This is a genomic window from Reticulibacter mediterranei (genome assembly GCF_016587455.1).
Window position 1 is genome coordinate 2,593,053 of sequence record NZ_BNJK01000001.1, and the last position, 21,316, is coordinate 2,614,368.

Consider the following 21,316-nt stretch of genomic DNA (forward strand, 5'->3'; position numbering starts at 1 on the left):
CTCTGTACCATTGTACACGGTTTCCAGGCACACATACAAGTATGCCTCATTACACACAATTATCCGTTTAGCTCATCTTATCATAAACTACCCGCTCAGTGCTTGCTTTGTGATAAAAAGATGCGGCTCTCGCATAAACCGGCCAATGCACCCACCAGAAGAAAAAATGCATCATGCCTCCCCGCGCTTCTATCAAAAAGAAAGAAACCACTGGTAAGAAATAGATAGGAGAGCAGGGCCAGAGCAACTCCGACATAGGGCCGGGTAAACCAGGTGATGACAACGAATGCGGGCGGATGAGCCATTCGTAAACGTCCCAGAGAAACAAGGCTGCTGATACAGCCACCCAATAATCCGTATACTAGAACCATCCAGGGCACCCCCAAGAGGGTAAAGTTGCTGGTGATGATTGTATTGCCAAAACCCATCGCTTGCATGACTGCAAAGGTCAGAACGACCAATAACTCAACCACGAGATAGACAGAGAAGACAATCAACCAGGGGCTTGCAAATAGTTCAGGTTCCCCAGACTTCGCCGTATCTTCCAACCGAACAAGCAACGGCGTTTTGCCAACCTCCCCCATTTCGCTCACGCCACCAACCTCACGAAAGGCGGGTAGCGGCTCCGTATCTTGCTCGACGCGTACCATTGTCGTGATAGGAACACGCTCGGTATGACGCTCAGCCCGTGGCGCAACAACAGGCTCAGACTGAGCAGTTTGTGCGGGCCGCATATATTGGGCAAGATATGTCTCTGGCAAACCCAGTTTCCTGGCGAGAGTACTCACGCGTTGCACATACAACATATCGGTGCTGCCCTGTTCCGGCCTATATGGCTTGATGTGCTGCTGGACGCTATCGGTGGCAACATAGGTCACACATTCGATATCCCGATTGCGATACGTTTCGCGCACCACCGCCTGCACTGGTCGAAAAAGACGCCCTGGCGAGGTCGCATCATGCAAGGTATCCAGTAATGCCGGCTCTCCCCCCTGACGCATTCGCACACGGCAAGGAATGCGATAGAGAACGCCCCATACTTCAGCAGCAGCATCGGACCCAGACATAATGGTGGCAATCGTTTTTCTCTTGCCCTCTTTTCCCCCTGGCTTCTCCACGGAGCCAAAGAGAATACGATATCCCTTCAGCACCGCTGGCCCATAGAGCAAAGCAGCACCATCCAGCCGTTCAGGGCTATTTAAGATGGTTGAGTCCATCTCCAATCCATACTCAAAAAGCCAATCAAACTCCTGTGACTCTTCGGCTTGTAAAGATTCCTTATCAACCTGGGATACCGGCGCGCTATTTTCAGCTAGTGTGTCTTCTTCCTCATCGCTCAATTCCTCGGGGACAGGAGGAGCCGAGGGTGCCTTGCTGGGAAAACCTGGCAATGAGATGCCATCAAAATTTATATCATCGAGAACCGTTTTATCGTGTTGTGCTTCATCAAATGAACCCACAACCGATGCGGTATGCTCGCTGTTTGCCGTGCTACCACGTCGCTCCGTCCGTTCGTTGGTGGAGGTATAATCCTCCTGTGCAGACATTTTTCCACTGGAGAGTGCTGCTAACATTGGCCCCAATGTCATAGGTCTTGGGGTACTGCTACGAACAACTGTAATCCCTGGAGCAACCTCTCCCACCTCGTTGTCCAGGTGCCTTGCTGCTGTTGCTTCTTTACGTCCGCCATCTGACGGATACCGCTGTTTTTTACTCATTTCCACTACACGCTCCTTCTTTCAACCCCACATACATACTTTTGTCTTAGAACAACAGCTTCTATCTGTCATGATACTGGCATCACGCGTTTTTACCAAATACATAGGAAAATCGGGAGTTCCTTCCTATCCACTGGCAAGATGCCGTTCATCCTTCTCTACCTGTGCCGCAATATCTACTATCATTGATTGATCGAGGATGCCCCGCTCTGTCACCCAGGCCGCAACCAGGGCAAAGGAGGTACGATCAAAATAAAAGTTGCGCACAGTTATTCCCGGTTTTGCCTGATCCCAGACCTCTGCCCCCTCTTTCTCTTCCAACATATGCAGGTTTTCCTGTCGATGTGCAGGATTAGCGAGCCAGCGCCGGGGAGAAATCTTGAGCGTCTCACACAGGACATAAAAAGGGAGCTGGTGTCCTCGCGCCGCCCAGCCAAGCAAAGCAGTTCCGGCCTTATTCAACACATCGCCATTTGCCAGCACGCTATCAGCTCCCACAACGACCGCCTGACATTGTGGCAAGAAGATATCAGCCTGAGCATCTGTAATTACCGTCACGGCGAAGCCACGCTGCTGCAATTCCTGCGCCATCACCCGCCCCTCGTAACGCGGCCTCCCTTCCAGCACGATGATATGCTCAATTTGCGATTGACAGGCCGCCAGCACGTCCAGAACGGTCCCAGAAAGGCTACATGTCATCAAGCGACCTTTGAGATAGGGCGTTGCATATCTGGCAATGCGTGCTGGAGCCTCTTCATACTCCTCCAGCAAATGATCTGCCGCGCGAGCGACTGCCTCCGGCCCTCCTGTTACGTTGAGTACACGGCTAACGGCACTGGAGAGGGCTGCCATTGCCGGACGCGAACCGGCCAATTCCCTGGCAGTCACAAAGAGTTGACGCATATGTTCATCGGACGAAGCTATCTTTGTCCGGGCAAGATCGCGCACGATCAGAAGCGCTTCGTGGACAAGCCAGCGCGACCCATGCTCGCGATCATTACGCACCTGCGCGATACGTTGTTGGAGATCATCTCTCATGTGCTTGCTCCTTGCTCACCCGAAAGTCTGTGTCACGAGATTACACAATCCAGTGTAGCATAGCTACGTAAACTCAGAAGCACCCTCTCAATAATATTTTTAACTCTGCCTTTTTCTTAATTGGCTCCTATGGTTCCCTCCCAATTGGCACTTGTCACCAGCCAATGAGGAAGCTACACTACTATCTGTGAACAGTCATATCAGGAGGAGCAAGAACTAATGAGACAAAGTATGTTCAACCAGTCAATCCATCAGCCGTTACCACTTTTTACAGCGTCCATCCGTGCCTTAATTTGTCTTGATCGTTCTAGCAATATCCCCCTGTATCGACAAATCTGCCAGGGACTACGAGATGCCATTCTCTCCGGCCAATTAGCTGAAGGCACCCGACTCCCGACCGAACGTGCTCTGGCAAACGAATTAAGCGTGAACCGTACAACGGTGATGAACGCCTATAACGAACTTGCCAGCGAGGGCTTGATCGAAGGTCACGTGGGCCGGGGAACGCTGGTGAAGCGCAGCCATTTTGAGCAGGAAGATGAGGAGTTCGGGCGCGATTATCCCTCGTGGCTCCTGGGATTAACAGGCGATGAAGATTTCGCGCTTGGACCTGATGCACGCGTTTTGAGCGAACTGGCCTCAACGGGTGAACGACAGGAAGTGATCTCTTTTGCGGCAGGCACCCCTGCTCAACAACTGTTACCAGCAGAGATAATACGGTCGGTGGTCTCCGACGGGCTGCTCACAGACACGCGACATGCGCTCGATTATTGCCCGGTTGAAGGGTTGCAAAGCCTGCGACGCGGCATTGCTGCGCGCCTACGGCGGCGCGGAGTCTCGGTTGATTTTCAGCAGATTATGGTTCTCTCAGGCTCGACGCAGGGGCTTGGCCTGCTTGCGCGCCTCCTGCTCCATCCGGGCGATGAAGTGATCGTTGAGACGCCAACTTATCTGGGAGCTGTGCAAACGTTTCGGGCGCTGGGAGCCAGGATCATTGGCGTCCCAACCGATAGCGATGGTATGAGAGTCGATCTCCTCGAATCTATTCTCGCCCGCCGCAGTCCGCGTTTTATTTACACGCTTCCCACATTTCATAATCCTACGGGAGCTGTCATGTCGCAGGAGCGCCGCCGCCGCTTGCTATTGCTCTCAAGACGCTATCAGGTTCCCATCCTGGAAGATGATCCCTATGGCGAGATTTATTTTGGCGATAAGGAACCGCAACCACTCAAAGCGCTGGACACGCGCGGACATGTGATCTACCTGAGCACCTGCTCAAAGATTCTCGCTCCTGGGGTGCGCGTCGCCTGGGTCGCAGCGCCGGAACCGATCATCTCGCGCCTCTCATTGCACAAACAGGTCTTCGACCTCAATACAAACGCGCTGGGCCAATGGATCGTATCTGAGATCATCAGACGAGACCTGCTTGACGGTCATCTGGCCCGGTTAAGAGAGCAATATAGACATAAGCGCGACCTGACGTTACAGGCCATCGAACAGTACTGGCCGAAGGGCACGCGGGTCAACAGTCCGGAAGGAGGGTTCCATCTCTGGTGTCGCTTGCCGGGAGAGATGCGCGCCCGCACGCTTTTACGAGAGGCTGCACAGGAACGGGTTGCCTTTGTGATTGGCGAACCATTTCACAGCGACGGCGGCGGACAACACCATATTCGTCTCAGTTTCGCCGCAGCTGAGGAGGAACATATCGAAGAAGGCATCCAGCGCATTGGCGAGACCATGAAACGCATCCAGAACCGCCGCTCTCCACGTGAAGATCGGGATACTCTCCATGAGCGTATCCCGATGGTTTGAACAACCAACAATCTTTTCAACACAAACAGGCCGCCCCTCCTATCTCTAGAGCAGCTATACAACAAGGGAAAGCATCTCTTCGCTTTCCCTTGCCTTACGTTTACGTACTTTACCAATGCTGACCTTACGACGTTTTTCATACAGGCTCAAATCAATATTCAATTTCCTGGCCAGGCTTCGGCGTGCAACCGAGCGCGAGGCCTGCAATTTTTGTTTTGCATATATGTTGTCAGGCCATACCGTCTTCGTAATGTCTATACGATACTTCAAAAAAGCTGCTTGCAGGAGTACCGGGTCGTCTATCCGATCCCACAAAAAACAAATGGTGGCCTTTCTTTGCATGGCTGGTAATTCTAAAACGGCTGCGACTACGCGATCAAGCAGTTCTAAAAGTGCTTCTTGCTGCTCAATTTCCATCTGTGGATCATCCATACCCTGAGTTGTAATGCCAGGGAAAGGTGGAAAGCAAGCATCTTCGTCCTCATCCATAAACAGCGGGAGAAAAGTCTTACGCCCACGAAGATAACTATAGACTTCATGGCGAACAGTAATGTTGAGGTAAGCAGGGAGATTGACGATACGTTTTTCAGCCAATATGGGCGCAAGTTTTATTCGCACCAGTTGAGCTATTTCGTCACAATCCCAATCAGAAAGGTCCGCATACGCAATACGCCTGGTCAAAGCAACAATACTGGGTTCGATCTGCAAGAGGATGGCATCTACATTACGGTTCTCATCTTGAGTTCTGTCAGACTGCATCGTGACCATATGTTCCTCTCAGGCTCTGCCTTGACTTTTATGTGTACGTAAGTTTCTATGTAACAATCATAGTCAAAATTGCCGTAAAAATCTACCATTTTCGGCCTTATAATTCTATAATAATCCCACAAAAGTACTCCTTCTACCTTTTAATGAACATAATAAGAAATTTCTACGAGAAGGAAGATTTGTATTAACATTTTTGAATCAGCACATAACTTTGTAAAAGAAAACACGATAAAATTCTTTGGATTGTCAAGAGACATATTACTTGACTTCCACTCTTTTACGTACTATGCTACAAGTAACGTGAGCATCGTAATAATTCTTTGTTGTCTTTTAGAGCGAAAAGAGAGCAGATACAATGACTGATGCACTTTCAAATACCGATCTTACACCCTGGAAACCTACTCCTAAGACAATACCAGAAGCCTGGGAAAGATGTATCAACGATCTTGTACAGCAGTCACAAGGAATGCTTCGCTCTTCTTTAGCATATGTACTCAATGTTCGTTATGACTCACAAAAAGTTGGAGATCTCTTGCACTCATGGGGTCTGCCCTGGCATGTAGTGGTAGCAGGATATATCCGTGAATACGACAAAGCTTCTATCCCCTGGAGACGGCTACCAGAGGGCGAACTTGTTTTGCAACATATCAACGAATCTATTCGTTACGCAAACGATATTGAAGAAGAAAATCTCTCCCCCCTGATTACTCCTCCTTATAGCGATCTTGGAGCACTTCTCATCGCTCTTGCGGCCTATTATCAGGCTTTAAAGGTTTGGCAGCAGCAGAGTGAAGGCAAAGTACCCCAGGGCAAAGATTTATTTCATATTGAAAATGTTCGCCGAACCCTGCTCCATGTCACAAAATATCTCGGCATGTGGCACTTTAAACGAGCAATTGAAGACATCACAGAAGAATTGTGTTATCCAACCAGATTTAATGAAGATCACCAGAAGCTTGAAGCCACGTTAAAGAATTATACTTCTCAATTGGAGAAAATCCGACAAAGATTCCAAACATATTATCAGGAGATGATAGGGCGTCCAATTACAGTGAGCTATGTCCCCTGTGGCACTGCCGGAATGAAGCGCCGCGTGCAAGAAACACATACCACCATGACAACAGAGAAAACTCGCTTTACAGGCTTTGATCTTGTGATATTTAATGTTATTGTCCCTACTATTGAAGACTGTTATGCTGCCTTTGGCGTGCTCAGTCAATTAGGAACCATTCAGGACCGAATGAGCGATTATATCGCACATCCGAAATCAAATGGCTACAGTCATATCTCTTTCAGATTAATCTTACAACCCAATAATCCAGCCTTGCATACTCCTCCCGGGCTTATTGAAACATCTTATATCTGTACCCTACAAATTGCAACACAACCTCTACACGCGATAATGTATTATGGATGTCTCTATCCAAATTGTTATGAGCTTTATACAACCACTCTTCTCTCCAAAGAACATTTGTCGCTCCCTCACCAAGAATCGTTCTGGCACAGTAGCGAAGGGAAAGTATATTACGCAATTCAAAAAGCCATCTTCGATGTACATTACAAAAAAGCTACAGAAAGTGCTACTGAACAACCTAATATGCACGGACCAATGATCGTTTATGATATCAACCGTAACCCGGTGGCGCTCCCTTTCCATGCCACGGCCTTAGATTTCTCCTATGCAATTGATACCTCTCTTGGGGCAAGGGCTGTTGAGGCGATTATCAATAATCGCAAAGCGCCTCTGTTTCGAGAGCTCGACGCTGGCGATATTGTCGAGATTCACACAGCCGAGGAGACGCAGGTCAAAGAAGTCTGGCTCATAGACAGTTACGTCACTACGCCAAAGGCGAAAAACCTCCTGAAAGCACAGTTACGGTCACAGACATATGCACATCGTAGCTATCAACTTATTCGCGATATTCTGGAACGCTACCATTATCTCTTAACGACAGAGCAACTTGATGAGGAATTACGTCTTCTCGTTGCCCGGCACCAGTTAGGCAAACCATCCTCATACCTTGATAAACTTAATAACCAAGGAGAAGCTCCCTGGACGCCTGAATGGGCGGCTCAACAGATCATGCGCCGTAACGCAGAACATATTGATGCTCAGGATGTGAAAGAGAGTCATTGGATACCTGAGCCATTGAATAGTACAGCAGAACATTCTTCGCCGCCTCAACTCTGCGGCGTATGCCAACCGGCCTATCCACGTACACCAAATATCGTAGGATGCACCCATCAAAAGCGAAAGGCCATTGTTGTTCATAGCGTCGATTGTCCTCGTCTCACTCATCGTCGAGCCAATCAATCGTCAGAACTCTTGCCGATGACGTGGCAAAGCCCTCCCGCCTCATTTAAAGTCGCATTCACGATCACAGCCCTGGATCGTCGGGGACTGGTTCATGATATCACTAAACGACTGCTCTACCATCAACCCATCCTCCTCTCCTTCCATGCTTATGCCAGCACCAGATTAAAAAACGCCACAATATATTTGACGATAGAAACGTATAATGACAGTGAAGTGCTCAACATATGGAATGAACTGAGCAATGTTAAAAATATTCTGGATGTCGAGATCGATTCATCCGCTACCCTTCCTCACATATATGAACGTCTACATCATCTCTATCATCAGCGTCACATAGACAATATTCCTGTATCGTTATCCCAGGAACCTCCATTTCTTGTTCAGGGAAAGCGGCCTGTTATTTTGAACAGTCCCTATGATATCTCACGTCCGGCCACAAAAAGAAGGTTCTTTGGCAGGGGTGCCGAAATGCAAAAACTCTACCGATCCTTATGTGAGGGAACACAGGGCAAGGCACTTGTGCTGTATGGACCACGACGCTCAGGCAAATCATCGCTCTGTAAAAACTTTCTAGAGCGCTATATCATGCCTCCTCACTGGCATACATTCGTCTCCTTACAAGGATGTACACAACTAAACGAAGAAGGTATCTTTCAACACATCGCTGAAGCAGTTTGTCAGAGCTTTCATGAGCAACTCCATCAAGCTGCACCTTTCTGGTCAAATTATCACGATAGCAATGTACAAGCACGCTTTAAACTCCTGATACAAGAGTGCCTGTCTCAAATACCCGAATCCCGCCTTATTCTGGTCCTTGACGAGTTTGGTGGTGCGTTAAGCTCGTATGAACAACGTTTTCTAGAACCACGCTTCTTTACATATTGGCGCGAACTGATCGACGAAATTCCACAATTGAGTCTGCTCTTTGTGTTGCCTACACGCTCACACGGCCTCTTAACGTCTTATCTCTTCGCCGATGCTTTTAACTTTGCCGAATCACTGCCGCTCATGTATCTGGATAGAAATAGCGCAGAACAGTTATTAGCGGATCCACTACGAGAACAGCACATTGAAATGCATCAGAAAGCTGTAGCTTACAGTATCAAGCTCACCGGAGGCAATCCTTACTATCTTGTTCTCATCGGCCAACAACTCATATCTCGCCTGAACGAAAATACGGAACAACAATTAATCAGCGAAGAAGACATCAAAACGGCAGTGGAGAGCATTATTGATGCTGGTGCAATGCATAACTTTTTGTTTTACCACGATGAACTACAAAACGATGAAGAATTACACATAGTCGAGGCTATCGTGGATATCACCGGTCGTACAGGCCAGCCAAGCATCTCGCTCAAGAAGATTGCCGAGTGGTTAGATAGACCATCCAATGAGATCAGACCACAGCTTGAACGTCTGCGCAATGGGCTGATCCTGAACGAATACAGGCAAGAACGTGCTCCCTCTACCCTCTATTATGCCCTCAAAATCGAGCTGGTGCAGCGATGGATGGCACACAATCGCTGGTTTTTTACTGTGCAGGAACGTAGAGCATAAGGAGGAGACAAATGATGCCCGCATCTTCGGTAAGTTGGGAAACTCTTCCCAATCCCTTTCGCATTACTGATACCAGTAGAGCCATCACCGGTCGTGTTTCGGGAAGAAATACAGACATCAGAAATATCATCACCAGCAGCCAGAGCGCAATTATCTTAACGGGAGCGCCCTTGATTGGCAAAACAACCCTCGTTCGCTATTTAAATGAAGCATTTCAAGAACATTCCACAGCATCCACATGGTCCTGGCGTGATGAAAGCGATCTGGCAATCCTACGTCAAACGATCGACCTGAATCACCGGTATTTTGTGCAAATCGATCTGACATCGCTCTCGCACTTCTCCCAATTGAACGATATCTATCAAGCATTCATCACAAAATGCATAGACGCACTCCGGCAAATTCATCAGCTAGAACATGTAACCAATCTTACTGGCCTCAAAGGATTGCGTGAACTCCTTCGTACCATGACGCAACGCTATCCAGAAGCTCGCTACTTTGTCATGCTAGATGCTATAGAGCGCTTCTCACCAAAAGAGATCCAATTCTCTGATGCTGCTAAAAGCTCAGAGCAGGCACCACAGGAATATGCGCTTTCCATTCTTAACCATAGCAACATCATTCGTACCCTGGTTGATCTACTGGACGAGTTTGTCAACTTTGGAGTTATCCTTTCCATTGCAAGTCTTCCTCGTCCAAGCATGGTCGATCAATTTGTCCATGTTTCAGCAGATCTGGCTCGTTTCACCACCACTACCTTACAATGCTTTACCTGGAACGATACAGCAGCCTTTCTCGCCCAAAAACCGGAAGATTTCGGCGAAGACTGGTCTCAGGTGTTTAGAAACCTGGGAGGAGGCGAGATCTTTACAGCACGTGAGCAGGAATGGATACGCGAACAGGCAGGAACTCACCCTTATATCCTCCACCAGCTCTGCTGGCGCATGTTCCACTTTAAACAAATCTCTACTTCTCATCACCTGCAATGGTGCGAATCTACAGAAAATCTACAAAAAGAATTGATCGAGTCGGTCAACGAACGCATTACGCCGTTTCTTTCGCTCCATTGGAACCGCCTGCAAAACGTGCTGGACAAAAGCAGCCCTGATACAAACAACATCTTTCATAGCTTCATTACATCTTTCAAACAGAAACAGGCAGAAGAAACAATCAGTGAGGGCAACTGGGACGGGACTGGTAAAGAGTTACGCTATATTCTCGCAAATGAAGGTCTACTCCGCTATGATCCATTACGCCCCATACACTACCCAGGAGCCATTCTCCGTAATTATTTGTTACAACGAGCACAACCGATCTCACAACCTCATAAAGCTGTGGCATCAATACCACATGGCTACTGGCTTACCATTCAACTCCCCGAACAACCCCGCGAACGCCTTAAGCTTTCAGAATTAGAATACCAGCTCATCAAAGTTCTTTTACAGTATCCCGACAAGTGCAGTGAAGAAGAACTGATGAAAGCTGCCTGGGGAGAAACGATTGAGAAAGCCAGATTCACTCAACGCCTACATCAACTCAGAAAAAAGCTAAAAGAGCATAGTCAAAACAATGAACTGATCATAAATCAGTATGGTGGGCAATACTCTCTTAAACATGCTGAATGGCTACACCTGGAATAGCAACAACCGCATAGTTGTCGCTTCTTAATAATATATTCTCTTGTGACTACCTGATCTGTGCAAACACTGGCAGATATTCAGTCAATCTTTCTGCATGCATAGAAGCCAGTTCCAGGTACTGCTCCACCACATAAAAAGTCTGACCATCGTTGTAACTCGTATATGCACAAACAATAGCTTTCTCCGCCATATAATAGTCCAATAAAAATAATACCTTCTCTTTCTCTTCCTCCATATACTCTAGATAATCATCCAAGAATACCTCTACCAGTCCCCTGGCTTTCTCCTTCCCTAAACGCAATGTAAATGAATGCTCCAGCGTAATTGCCAGCATAGCAACATCACATAAGGTGTCGATATAATAGAAATCTGGACGGTTAAAATCAATACAATCAAGAGCCAGGAGCTTTGCAGACTGCAATGGCAGCGCAGGAGATAACCAGAGATTGCCTGGTTTTAAATCGCCATGACAACGTTTAATACATTTATTATCCCTTCTCTCCTTAAAAATCTCTTTTTTAGCCTTTAGGCAAATTTCCAACTTTCTAATAACGTTTTTAATACTCTCATCCTTAACCCGAATACAATCTATTTTATTAAGTAGATCGCCGTTATCTCTCAGCTTTTTACTTAAAAATATAAATTCATCTCTTTTATTCAGTGGAGCTTCTTTCAATAATTTATGCTTATCGGCGACTTGTTGTGCAAGCATATTCATGGCTGTTTGTGAATCCAAACTTCCACTTTCTAACAGAACTTCTAGACGACATTCATCAGCAAGATACCTCATCACCAATGCATACTGTTTCCCATATGCCAACACCTCCCTTAGCTCTCGCTTCACATCCTCTAGCTTCAACTCCCTGTAAAATTTCTCGCAAAAAAATGATTTCCCCTCAATATGCTCCTTCAAACAAGAAATTCCCAATACTACACCTGGCGCATGCATTCTGTTAGCATCTAATCCACGAATTAAACACTTAAGTCGTTCTTTCTCATCTTCATTATCTCCCTGATCTTTCTTCCTTTTTGTATTGCGAACTCCATCCAATGGCTTCAATACTTTGAAACAGAACCGTTCACCAGTCTTTTTATCTTTCGCATCATAGATCAATGCAGAATCAGTGTTTCTTTGTCCTTCAACAACGTACTCACCTTTAATATCAATAGGTTGACATTTATCTATGTAATCATTTTGAATATGAAAGGCTACACTTTGTCTAAAAAATCCCGCATGCATTCCTCTTTCATCTCTTTCATAATTCTTCATCAATCTACCCGTTAATCCGTCCATACGTCAACACTCCTAAATACACAGATATGAATGTTGCAAATTATTGACATTGCAAGCAACAAGTCAGTACCTATCATTATACATATCATTTTCCATTTAATGACATATGCTAGGAAATTTCTCCTAAAATGAAAAACAAAAGTCAATATTTATTTATACAATTGTTAAGATTACTTTTCTATTCAACAATTACTATAGACAATGTTGTATTTAGGGGGATCATAGATATAGCAGATGCATAGCATTTCTTCCTGATTCATAGCATTTCTTTACTTCCATAGGAATTAACGCACATCTGAATATTTTCACCATTGCGCCATCCCATTTCTCAATGTATCATTATGATTACAATCAATGGGTGTACGCATTGCATAGAGCAATGACAATTTACCTGACATCAGAGGATTGACTTCTATGGTTGCTTATCAGGATGAGGGGGATTGGGAGGTTACATCAGAGGGTCTCCATATTGCCACTCGTGGCTTCTTGATCCGTCGTGGGTATTGCTGTGCCAACCGTTGCCGCAACTGTCCCTATATCAACTGGCGTGCTGATCCCGCCTGGCGACCTGTCCCGCCAGAATGTGTGCGCCGAACCCGCGTCTCCCCCAGAACTATTGGTGGCGCAACAGCCATGTTACAGGCACATGAATCTCAGCTTGCTGAATGTTCAGGAACAGAGAAAGAATATCATCGCACCATGATCGCTCACTATCACCGATTGCTAGAGCATTGGCGCAGATAATAAAAAAAGAAGATAGGAGATTGACTCACCTATCCTCTTTTCATCTCTCTTGAAAATATATATAGTCTTTGTCCGTCAGAACAGATGCAACTATTTTCCTGGTGCGGAGACGAAGTTAATACCATAACCTGGCCGGAACGTGACCATCGTAGTTGCTCCCCAACTACCTGCCCAGTTCCAATTGCTGGTGACGACGCTACCATCCGGGTTGATCTTTTCGACAACAGCAACGTGTCCATACCAGCCAGCCCCCTGAATACCCGCCTGCATCACAATGATGGAATGGATCGTGGGCGTATTCGAGACGACCCAGCCGTTCGACAGAGCACCGGATACCCACTGATTGGCATTGCCAAACCAGGGAACCCAGATCCCGGTCAGATCGTGATAATGCATTGCAGCCCAGTAGGTACACTGTCCATAGTAGAAGTGATTGCTCGCATTATCATAGCCAGCTGGAGCTCCTGGAATACCCACGTATTGGCCCGTGTTGACACCTGGATCAAAACCATCCTGTGTCACTGCCGTTGCAGTGGCCGCCTGCGATTCGATCAAGGCTGTGTTGTTCGATTTGGTATTCACAGTGCCGGAATCAGGCTTAAATATACTCAACACACCATGCGCACCACTGGCAGTGGACAATGTAGCCAGCAGCGTTCCCGCCATAATGACCACGAGGAGGGAGGTAACTGCAATATGCACAACCAGGCGACGGGCTTTGGGAGGACGAATCGACCCGGTACGCTTATCCCAGGTACGCCCGATTACCACTGGCTCACGCAAGCTGGTCGTATTCTTCGGCACAATCGGAATTGCTCCCGTATCCACCTCTTGCAACTGACGGTTGCCAAGCGTGGCGGGATCAATGAGTGCATTACTGGTTCCAGGCGTGGAATCTGGACCAACAAACGGTCTCATTCCACCTGGAGGCGCTGAATATGGTTGATTTGACTGACCTTGCAGTGAACCAACAGGCGCAGGGGTGTTCTCAGAAAACGGCATCTGTTGGACACCCAGACCCGGCGTTTGTTCTGGCCTGAAGCCAACTTGCCCTTCATCAGTACCACTTTGACGATGATCCATTGACGACATACAACGTTCCTTCAATCCAATAGTGTCACATAAACAACAACAATAGCGTTCGCATTCAGCACATTCAGCACCTAACAGCAAATTTACCCAAGCTCGTCCCATCGGTCAAGTTGGGCCTGCTTGTGTAGGACTATAGGACTAGGATTAATTTGCATTTCGCTCACCAATTTGCGCAAAAACAACACTGACGCCAAAGCTCCTACCTCCCACTCCAGGGCTTTCCAATTCTCCCATCTAGCGGGAGTGCAGAGGGCGGCAGCCCTCTGCCGGGGTGCGGGGTGTCCCCGCAAAAACCTTTTTTCTTCTCTTTTGCGCGCCGTCGCAGGCGGCGCGCGAAGGAGGGAAGGAAACTGGGGACACCCCAGACCCCGGCAGGGAGACCCTGCACCCCTTTGAGCGGAGAACTGGAAAGCCCTGCCTCCCACTCTGGATCAATTCCTTTCGATGCAACGTTAAGATATAATGAAAGCTATCTCTATCTATACAAAGAGATGCCATTGCGGAGACGGTATCAGCGTCAGTAGCATACCGCTCTGAATGGCAAATTAGCGCCATTTCAGACCAGATCTGCTTACTACTCTCGAATACATAGGAGTTCCTGACTATGACACATGCATTGCGACGTTTGCTACCGCTCCTGGTCTTGCTTTGTTTGCTGCTCGCAGCCTGTACCTCTCCTACTACCAGTTCACCAAACACATCTCAAGGTAAGTCTGAGACCATCACAGGGTCACCCACAACAACCAGTTCGACATCAGGCACTACCATAGATGCCTGCCCTAAACCACTCATTAAAGTGAAAGGGTGCCAGACACCACAATCTTTACGCCTCGCGTATGGCGTTCAGCCCCTCATCGATAAAGGTTTTACTGGAAAGGGACAGACCGTTATCGATATCGTTTCTTTTGGTAGCCCGACGCTTCAGCACGATATGGAAGTTTTCGACCAGCAATTTGGTCTGCCGCCCGCCAACCTTGAGATTATCTCGCCGCTCAAAGTCCCTGAGCGCGATCCCAACAGCGATAAGGAGGGCTGGGCAGGTGAAACAACGCTCGATGTACAGATTATTCATGCCATCGCACCCGATGCCAAAATCGTTGTGCTGGTGAGTCCGGTAGCAGAAACCGAAGGAACGGTTGGCCTCCCCGAATTTCGCCAATTGATCCAATACACTCTCGACCATAAGCTGGGAAGCATCATTTCTCAAAGCTGGGGTGCCTCAGAATTGACGCTTGAGGATGCTCAGGGACAACAGGAACGGCAACAGTGGAATGATTTGCTTCAGAAAAGCACAACGCAGCAGGGTATCACTTACTTCTCTTCATCGGGCGATCACGGGGCTACCGATGTGACCGATATGGCCGGCCATAAGCTAGCCAAGATACCAACTGTTAGTTTCGCCGCCGATTCTCCCTGGATCACCAGCGTTGGTGGTACAACATTGAAACGTAACGGCACAACATTTAGCGAGCGGGTCTGGAACGATGATGCTGGAGGTGCCACAGGTGGAGGCTTCAGCAAGTTCTATAACATGCCAGACTATCAGAAAACGCTGCCAGCTTCGACACAACAGCAATTTCAGAACCGTCGAGGCATTCCCGATGTCTCCGCCGTTGCCGATCCCTATACAGGCATGGCTTTCTATCTGGACGGCGAATGGTCGCTTGCGGGAGGAACCAGTGCCAGTGCTCCACTCTGGGCTGGTATCATGGCCATCGCAAACCAGAAGGCAGGACACTCCCTGGGCTTCATCAATCCAGCCCTCTACAAACTGGCAAATTCCAGCACCTACAATCAAGATTTTCGCGATATTACCATCGGCAACAATGGCAACAAGCTGTCCAAAGTCACTGGCTATAGTGCCACCAAAGGCTGGGATGCCTCAACTGGCCTGGGCAGCCCCAACGCCGAGAAACTCGTCCCTGATCTAATCGCAGCAATGAAAAGTTAACTTAGCTTACTATACAGAAGAGCCTGGAAGATAGACCTCCCAGGCTCTTCTGTATAGTAAGCTAAATAGATCAAATCTAACTGGAAAATCGTAGTAACATAACTGATCTATTGTAACCATCGGATGTCTCTATAAACAAATACAAGACAAAAACATTCTAATTGGTTGCCACACATATTTTATAATGAAACAACCATGCATAGCGGTCAAATCAAAAACAATAGTGCTAGGAGAATGAAACATGCCACGCGCTTCCATCAAAGACATTGCGGCACAAACAGGAGTCAGCTTTCAAACGGTGAGCAAGGTACTCAAAGGAGGTGGCAATGTTTCTACCCAAACTAGAGCTTCTATTTTAGAGACAGCACAACAGCTTGGTTACATCCCAAATACACTTGCTCGCAGCCTCGTGATGCAGCGAAGCTCGACAATTGGCGTAATTGTTGACGAAGCAACAGAGTATGTTGTGCAATTTTTGATGGGAGTCGAACAAGAGGGGCGTCGTCGTGACCAGGGAATAATGATTAGCTACATCGATCAACAGACAAACGATTATGAATCACCTCTTCGTTTGCTCATGGAACGGCGCATTGATGGTCTTGTGCTTGCTGCCCCTCAACAATTGGAACATAATACTCAGGTCAGCAATCTCTTACACGATCAATTGCCAATAGTCAGTATCCATGCTGTACCAAATCTAGATAAATTTCTCGTAGGTTCTCAACAGATTCAGGCAGGATGGTTGGCAACAGAGCACCTTCTGCAACTGGGACACCGACGAATTGGTGTCATTGCAGGCCCCATGAGCCGCTTCGTCACACAAGAGCGTCTCCTGGGCTATCAGCAAGCGCTTGCCGCAGCAGATATCAGCTATATACCTGAGCTTGTCGAAGAGGGAGACTGGAAAGTAATGGGAGGCTATGCAGCAACGCTGCGGCTGTTAGAGCGTACACCTGATATCACCGCTATTTTTGCCCATAATGACATTATGGCAATAGGTGTGCTGCGTGCATTGCAAGAGAAAGGTTTACGTATTCCAGAGGACTGTGCCGTTGTAGGTTGCGATGATATCCCTATGGCCGCCCATACATTTCCTTCCCTGACAACAATCCATCTCCCGTTCTATGGATGGGGCAAACGGGCCATGAGCTTACTGCTCGAAGTGATTGATAACCAACAGAGAGAAGCTGAGCAGATACTTCTTCCAATGCGCCTGATACAACGCGCGTCCTCTGGCAGGCATCAAAAGAGCCAAAAATAGACATAGTTTTCCCGTTCGTAGCGGCGCAGCACGAACGGGAAAGGGGTTTGCCCACAGTTTGAACAGAAAATTGGAAGAGGAACAGAGGAGAAACGCAAGATGTCCTTTTCGGATCAGGCTTATTCGTCGTATAGGTAAAGAGCGCATGAGGGAAATGCTCCAGCGATGAGACCCTTCTGGCGTAGAGGAAGAAAGGAAAAAACATCTGATGAAATATCTCCTGTTGTTTTGTGCAACTCCAGAGGAGCTTGCAGCATGGCAGGCACTGCCTGAAGAGGAGCGCGCCAAGACCCGAGCGAGGTCTGCTCAGTGGATGGCCGAGCATCGTGCTCAGATCCTGAGCGACAATGGACTTCATTTGCCTCATACTGTCACCAGCGTTCATGTTGGCACAGGTGGCAAACCTCTCGTGACCGATGGGCCGTTTCTTGAGGGGACGGAAGTGATTGGAGGATATGCGGAGATCGAGGTGGCTGATCTGGACGAGGCGTTGCAACTTGCCAAAACGTGGGCTGATCACGCGCCCTGCCACCGTGTGGTCGAGATTTGGCCTGTTGTGGTGGGGAAGTAACATCCGATGTCTGATGACCAACAGGGCATGCAGCCTCCCGGTGCAAATGGCGAGATCCAGGCCACGCTCAGCACTGTATTCCGTGAAGAGGCAGGTAAATTAGTGGGGGCACTTGTGCGTCTCCTGGACAACTTCGAGGTGGCTGAGGAGATCGTTCAGGATGCTCTACTCATTGCACTTGAGCGCTGGCCTGTCGAAGGCATTCCAGAACGTCCCGGCGCGTGGCTGCTGACGGTAGCCCGGCGTCGTGCTATTGACCAGCTCCGGCGCGATGCACGTTACCGCGACAAAATCAGTCTGTTGGAACGTACAGTGGTGCCAGAGTCAGATGACCGCCTCCGATTGATGTTCACCTGCTGCCATCCAGCGATTTCGCGTGAGACGCAAGTTATCTTGACGCTACATGCCGTCTGCGGCTTCACCACCGCTCAGATCGCGCACACGTTCTTGGCCTCGGAGTCGGCGATTGCGAAACGGCTGGTACGAGCGCGACAGAAGATTGTGCAGGCGGGCATTCCCTATCGTGTGCCTCGTGCGGAGGAGCTAGATGAGCGGTTGGGCGAGGTTCTGACGGTGCTCTACCTGATGTTCAACGAGGGCTATCTCGCCAGCGCTGGCAGTGCGCCCATGCATCGCGACCTGGCTGAAGATGCGGCCTGGCTTGCTGCCTTTGTTAGGCGATTGTATCCAGGAGAACCGGAGGCGTTGGGGCTACTCGCTTTGATGCGGCTGCACCTGGCGCGGGCAGATACACGCTTCGATGCTAAGGGGAAGTTGATCCTGCTCAGCGACCAGGATCGTTCTCGTTGGGATCGAGAGATGATTGCCAACGCTGTCAAACTGATCGAACAGGCGGCGGTGCTGGGTCGTCCCGGTCCCTATCAGATCCAGGCTGCGCTGGTGGCTTGCCATGCGGAAGCCGAATCATGGGAAGCTACGGACTGGCCGCAGATCCTGGCACTCTATGACCTGCTGCTTTCCATGACCCCCTCGCCAGTCATTCGTCTAAATCGGGCTGTGGCGTTGCGGTATGTGGCCGGACTAGAGGTGGCCTTGAGCGAGGTCGAAGCTCTGGCGAACGATCTTGCAGCATATCATCTCTTTCACGCCATCCGGGGAGCATTCCTGCTGGAACTAGGCCGCCGTGAGCAAGCACGAGCAGCCGAGATGCGAGCGCTCACGCTGACAGGCAACCAGGCTGAGCAATCTCTCCTCCGCCAGCGCCTCTCTGAACGTGGCTAGCATGGGGCATCGAAGCAAGAAAAAGGAAAAATACGATGAAAACAGTATCAGTAGCAAATAAACATCCAGATAAGATAGGGGAGCGAGTGATTTCATGGCAATGGGCGGTGGCGGTTCTCGTCAGCATGGCCGTCTTTCTGGATACTGTGGATGTGTCCATTATCAATGTAGCGCTGCCCCATCTCCAGCAAGATCTCAAATTGACCACGACTGATCTGCAATGGGTGCAAGGAGCCTACGTCCTGACCAACGCTGGCCTTCAATTGTTAGGAGGACGTGCGGCTGACCTGTTTGGTCGTCGTCGTATCTTCTTGATAGGAACTTGTCTCTTCGGGCTGGCCTCCTTAATCTGTGGGCTGGCATATAGCGGCTGGCTGTTGATCCTGGCACGTGGAATTCAGGGCATCGGAGCAGCCTTGATGTTCCCTTCGGCGGTTTCGATTCTCACCACGACCTTTGATGAGGGACCGGAGCGTAACAAAGCGCTGGGCATCTTTACTGCGGTGGCTGGTGCGGGGTTCTCTCTGGGGCTAGTCGTGGGGGGGCTGTTGACCAGTTTTATCGGTTGGCACTGGGTATTTTTCGTTAATGTTCCTATTGTGGTAATAATTGTGGTGCTAAGCCTCCTGCTCGTGCCAGAGAGTCGATCGGCCTCTAGCAGGCAATCTTATGATCTGGCAGGTGCAGTTACGGTCACAGCAGGATTACTGTTGCTGGTCTACGCGATCACGCAGGCGAGCAATGAGGGTGCGACCCTTCTCAAGACGGCGGTGCTTTTTTTCGTCGCGCTCGTTCTCCTGACCGTTTTCATTCTGATAGAACTACGCTCCAGGGCACCCTTGATGCCGCTGCACATTTTCCGATCGAGCGCGCTTCGCTCGGCGAATGTGGGTTTTCTCACCTTGCTCGGCTCGTTTTTCGGTTTCCTGTTCATCTTCACACTCTACCTACAAGATGTGCTCCACTACTCTCCAATACAAGCAAGCCTGGCCCTGCTGCCGGGAAGTCTTGTCTCTATCCTGGCCTCGCGATATGCCGCGCCCTGGCTGTTGAATCGGGTCGGAATGAAGCTGAGTTGCTGCCTGGGCCTGCTCTGTATGATGAGCGGGATCGCGCTCTTTGTGCAGATTGGTGCCAGTAGTGATTATATTGGGGTCATCTTACCGACGGTTATCCTCACGCAGGTCGGTATGAGTATTGGAAATACTGCGTTCTCTCTTGCAGGCGTCAGAGGAGTTGAGGCGACGGAGCAGGGTCTGGCAGCCGGTTTACAGGGTGCAGTAGGAGCGGCTGGCGGCGGTTTGGGACTCGCCATCGTCTCGACAGTAGTCGCAGCTGTGACCGCCACCTCCTTGCATACAACAAATGCTGGGCCAGTGGTGGCAGCACAACTTGGTGGCCTTCACGCGGGACTTCTGACGGCAGCAGTGGGAGCCGCTTTTGGAGTACTGATTGCACTCATTGGCATCCGCAAGTGAGTTGCACCGCCGTCGCACGCTTCCTTCAGAAGCGGAGAGAACGCGCAGATTCAGGGAAAACAGGGCATTGAAAAGTAGTAAAGCAATCTAATAATTATATCAAAGGAGAAGAGCATGAATTATCCGCAAATCGTCTCACGAGAAGAATGGCTCGTTGCGCGTGAGGCGCTGCTCAATAAGGAAAAGGAAGCTACCCACGCGCGAGATAAACTCAATGCTGAGCGGCGCAGGTTGCCGATGGTAAATATTGACAAGGAGTACCTTTTCGAGGGTCCAGACGGCAAGACTTCTCTGTTCGATCTCTTCGAGGGGCGTAATCAGCTCATTGTCTATCATTTCATGTTTGATCCGAGCTGGGATGAGGGCTGTCCGGGCTGCTCGTTCGTTGTTGATAACATGGGTCATCCGGCCCACCTGTATGCTCGTGATACATCATTAGCTGTTATTTCACGTGCGCCATTGACGAAGAGCCTGCCATTCAAGATGCGTATGGGCTGGACTGTTCCGTGGTTCTCCTCATATGACAGCGACTTCAACTACGACTTCCATTTCACCACGGACGACGGCGAGAATGGTGGGGTGAGTGTCTTTCTACGCAAAGGTGAGAACATCTTTCACACCTACTCGACGACCGCGCGTGGGAACGATCTGCTCCACGGAACGTACAACTACCTCGATCTGACACCGCTCGGTCGGCAAGAAGACTGGGAAGAGCCGTCCGGTCGCAGTAATAGCTCAGCTATGGGCTGGCTCTGCCTCCACGACTCCTATGGTGCCTAACGCGTCGGAGATACGGCACACGGCGTAAGGAAAATGTTCGTCCATCTACAACC

General features: G+C 49.0%; 15 protein-coding genes. 10 read left to right on the forward strand and 5 right to left on the reverse strand.

Annotated elements, in window-relative coordinates; all coding sequences use genetic code 11:
* Positions 1-95: 95 nt before the first annotated feature.
* Positions 96-1,718 carry a gamma-glutamylcyclotransferase family protein gene (locus tag K3T83_RS11075; RefSeq protein WP_220203032.1) on the reverse strand — a complete coding sequence of 541 codons (1,623 nt, stop codon included), beginning with the start codon at positions 1,716-1,718 and terminating at the stop codon, positions 96-98.
* Between the two features lie 126 nt (positions 1,719-1,844).
* Positions 1,845-2,756, reverse strand: coding sequence for an eIF2B alpha/beta/delta subunit family protein (locus K3T83_RS11080; RefSeq protein WP_220203033.1), 912 nt, complete (start codon positions 2,754-2,756; stop codon positions 1,845-1,847).
* A gap of 219 nt (positions 2,757-2,975) precedes the next feature.
* Between K3T83_RS11080 and pdxR the strand changes: the two genes are divergently transcribed.
* Positions 2,976-4,568, forward strand: coding sequence for a MocR-like pyridoxine biosynthesis transcription factor PdxR (pdxR, locus tag K3T83_RS11085; protein ID WP_220203034.1), 1,593 nt, complete (start codon positions 2,976-2,978; stop codon positions 4,566-4,568).
* 54 nt (positions 4,569-4,622) lie between these two features.
* On the opposite strand, the gene K3T83_RS11090 is transcribed toward pdxR, so the two are convergent.
* Positions 4,623-5,336 carry an RNA polymerase sigma factor gene (locus K3T83_RS11090; protein ID WP_220203035.1) on the reverse strand — a complete coding sequence of 238 codons (714 nt, stop codon included), beginning with the start codon at positions 5,334-5,336 and terminating at the stop codon, positions 4,623-4,625.
* Positions 5,337-5,691: 355 nt separating this feature from the next.
* Between K3T83_RS11090 and K3T83_RS11095 the strand changes: the two genes are divergently transcribed.
* Complete coding sequence (locus K3T83_RS11095; RefSeq protein ID WP_220203036.1) at positions 5,692-9,210, forward strand: AAA family ATPase; 3,519 nt, start codon at positions 5,692-5,694, stop codon at positions 9,208-9,210.
* A gap of 11 nt (positions 9,211-9,221) precedes the next feature.
* Positions 9,222-10,850, forward strand: coding sequence for a winged helix-turn-helix domain-containing protein (locus tag K3T83_RS11100; RefSeq protein WP_220203037.1), 1,629 nt, complete (start codon positions 9,222-9,224; stop codon positions 10,848-10,850).
* 46 nt (positions 10,851-10,896) lie between these two features.
* On the opposite strand, the gene K3T83_RS11105 is transcribed toward K3T83_RS11100, so the two are convergent.
* Positions 10,897-12,144: an aminoglycoside phosphotransferase family protein gene (locus tag K3T83_RS11105; RefSeq protein ID WP_220203038.1), complete on the reverse strand. Its 1,248-nt coding sequence runs from the start codon at positions 12,142-12,144 to the stop codon at positions 10,897-10,899.
* Between the two features lie 414 nt (positions 12,145-12,558).
* On the opposite strand from K3T83_RS11105, the gene K3T83_RS11110 reads away from it, so the two are divergent.
* On the forward strand, positions 12,559-12,888 hold the full coding sequence (locus K3T83_RS11110) for a DUF5522 domain-containing protein (RefSeq protein ID WP_220203039.1): 330 nt from the start codon (positions 12,559-12,561) through the stop codon (positions 12,886-12,888).
* 90 nt (positions 12,889-12,978) lie between these two features.
* Here the strand turns inward: K3T83_RS11110 and K3T83_RS11115 are convergent, their stop codons facing one another.
* On the reverse strand, positions 12,979-13,980 hold the full coding sequence (locus K3T83_RS11115; RefSeq protein ID WP_220203040.1) for a CHAP domain-containing protein: 1,002 nt from the start codon (positions 13,978-13,980) through the stop codon (positions 12,979-12,981).
* A gap of 604 nt (positions 13,981-14,584) precedes the next feature.
* Between K3T83_RS11115 and K3T83_RS11120 the strand changes: the two genes are divergently transcribed.
* From K3T83_RS11120 to K3T83_RS11145, 6 genes are all read left to right on the forward strand, one after another.
* A complete protein-coding gene (locus K3T83_RS11120) occupies positions 14,585-15,931 on the forward strand; it encodes a S53 family peptidase (RefSeq protein ID WP_220203041.1) in 1,347 nt (448 codons plus the stop codon).
* A 241-nt stretch (positions 15,932-16,172) separates the two neighbouring features.
* Positions 16,173-17,192, forward strand: coding sequence for a LacI family DNA-binding transcriptional regulator (locus tag K3T83_RS11125; protein WP_220203042.1), 1,020 nt, complete (start codon positions 16,173-16,175; stop codon positions 17,190-17,192).
* Positions 17,193-17,400: 208 nt separating this feature from the next.
* Entirely contained in the window at positions 17,401-17,763 is a 363-nt protein-coding gene (locus K3T83_RS11130; RefSeq protein ID WP_220203043.1) for a YciI family protein, read from the forward strand.
* Positions 17,764-17,769: 6 nt separating this feature from the next.
* Positions 17,770-19,005: an RNA polymerase sigma factor gene (locus K3T83_RS11135; RefSeq protein WP_220203044.1), complete on the forward strand. Its 1,236-nt coding sequence runs from the start codon at positions 17,770-17,772 to the stop codon at positions 19,003-19,005.
* Between the two features lie 35 nt (positions 19,006-19,040).
* Positions 19,041-20,483: an MFS transporter gene (locus K3T83_RS11140; RefSeq protein ID WP_220203045.1), complete on the forward strand. Its 1,443-nt coding sequence runs from the start codon at positions 19,041-19,043 to the stop codon at positions 20,481-20,483.
* Positions 20,484-20,597: 114 nt separating this feature from the next.
* Positions 20,598-21,263 (forward strand): DUF899 domain-containing protein, encoded by a 666-nt coding sequence (locus K3T83_RS11145; protein ID WP_220203046.1) that lies wholly within the window; start codon positions 20,598-20,600, stop codon positions 21,261-21,263.
* Positions 21,264-21,316 lie beyond the last annotated feature (53 nt).

Excerpts from the sequence above, each read along its gene's own strand:
- K3T83_RS11090 (WP_220203035.1), bottom strand. The coding sequence starts at position 5,336 with ATGGTCACGATGCAGTCTGACAGAACTCAAGATGAGAACCGTAATGTA.
- K3T83_RS11140 (WP_220203045.1), top strand. The coding sequence starts at position 19,041 with ATGAAAACAGTATCAGTAGCAAATAAACATCCAGATAAGATAGGGGAG.
- K3T83_RS11100 (WP_220203037.1), top strand. The coding sequence starts at position 9,222 with ATGATGCCCGCATCTTCGGTAAGTTGGGAAACTCTTCCCAATCCCTTT.
- K3T83_RS11120 (WP_220203041.1), top strand. The coding sequence starts at position 14,585 with ATGACACATGCATTGCGACGTTTGCTACCGCTCCTGGTCTTGCTTTGT.
- K3T83_RS11095 (WP_220203036.1), top strand. The coding sequence starts at position 5,692 with ATGACTGATGCACTTTCAAATACCGATCTTACACCCTGGAAACCTACT.
- pdxR (WP_220203034.1), top strand. The coding sequence starts at position 2,976 with ATGAGACAAAGTATGTTCAACCAGTCAATCCATCAGCCGTTACCACTT.
- K3T83_RS11125 (WP_220203042.1), top strand. The coding sequence starts at position 16,173 with ATGCCACGCGCTTCCATCAAAGACATTGCGGCACAAACAGGAGTCAGC.
- K3T83_RS11135 (WP_220203044.1), top strand. The coding sequence starts at position 17,770 with ATGTCTGATGACCAACAGGGCATGCAGCCTCCCGGTGCAAATGGCGAG.
- K3T83_RS11145 (WP_220203046.1), top strand. The coding sequence starts at position 20,598 with ATGAATTATCCGCAAATCGTCTCACGAGAAGAATGGCTCGTTGCGCGT.
- K3T83_RS11075 (WP_220203032.1), bottom strand. The coding sequence starts at position 1,718 with ATGAGTAAAAAACAGCGGTATCCGTCAGATGGCGGACGTAAAGAAGCA.
- K3T83_RS11105 (WP_220203038.1), bottom strand. The coding sequence starts at position 12,144 with ATGGACGGATTAACGGGTAGATTGATGAAGAATTATGAAAGAGATGAA.
- K3T83_RS11115 (WP_220203040.1), bottom strand. The coding sequence starts at position 13,980 with ATGTCGTCAATGGATCATCGTCAAAGTGGTACTGATGAAGGGCAAGTT.
- K3T83_RS11130 (WP_220203043.1), top strand. The coding sequence starts at position 17,401 with ATGAAATATCTCCTGTTGTTTTGTGCAACTCCAGAGGAGCTTGCAGCA.
- K3T83_RS11080 (WP_220203033.1), bottom strand. The coding sequence starts at position 2,756 with ATGAGAGATGATCTCCAACAACGTATCGCGCAGGTGCGTAATGATCGC.
- K3T83_RS11110 (WP_220203039.1), top strand. The coding sequence starts at position 12,559 with ATGGTTGCTTATCAGGATGAGGGGGATTGGGAGGTTACATCAGAGGGT.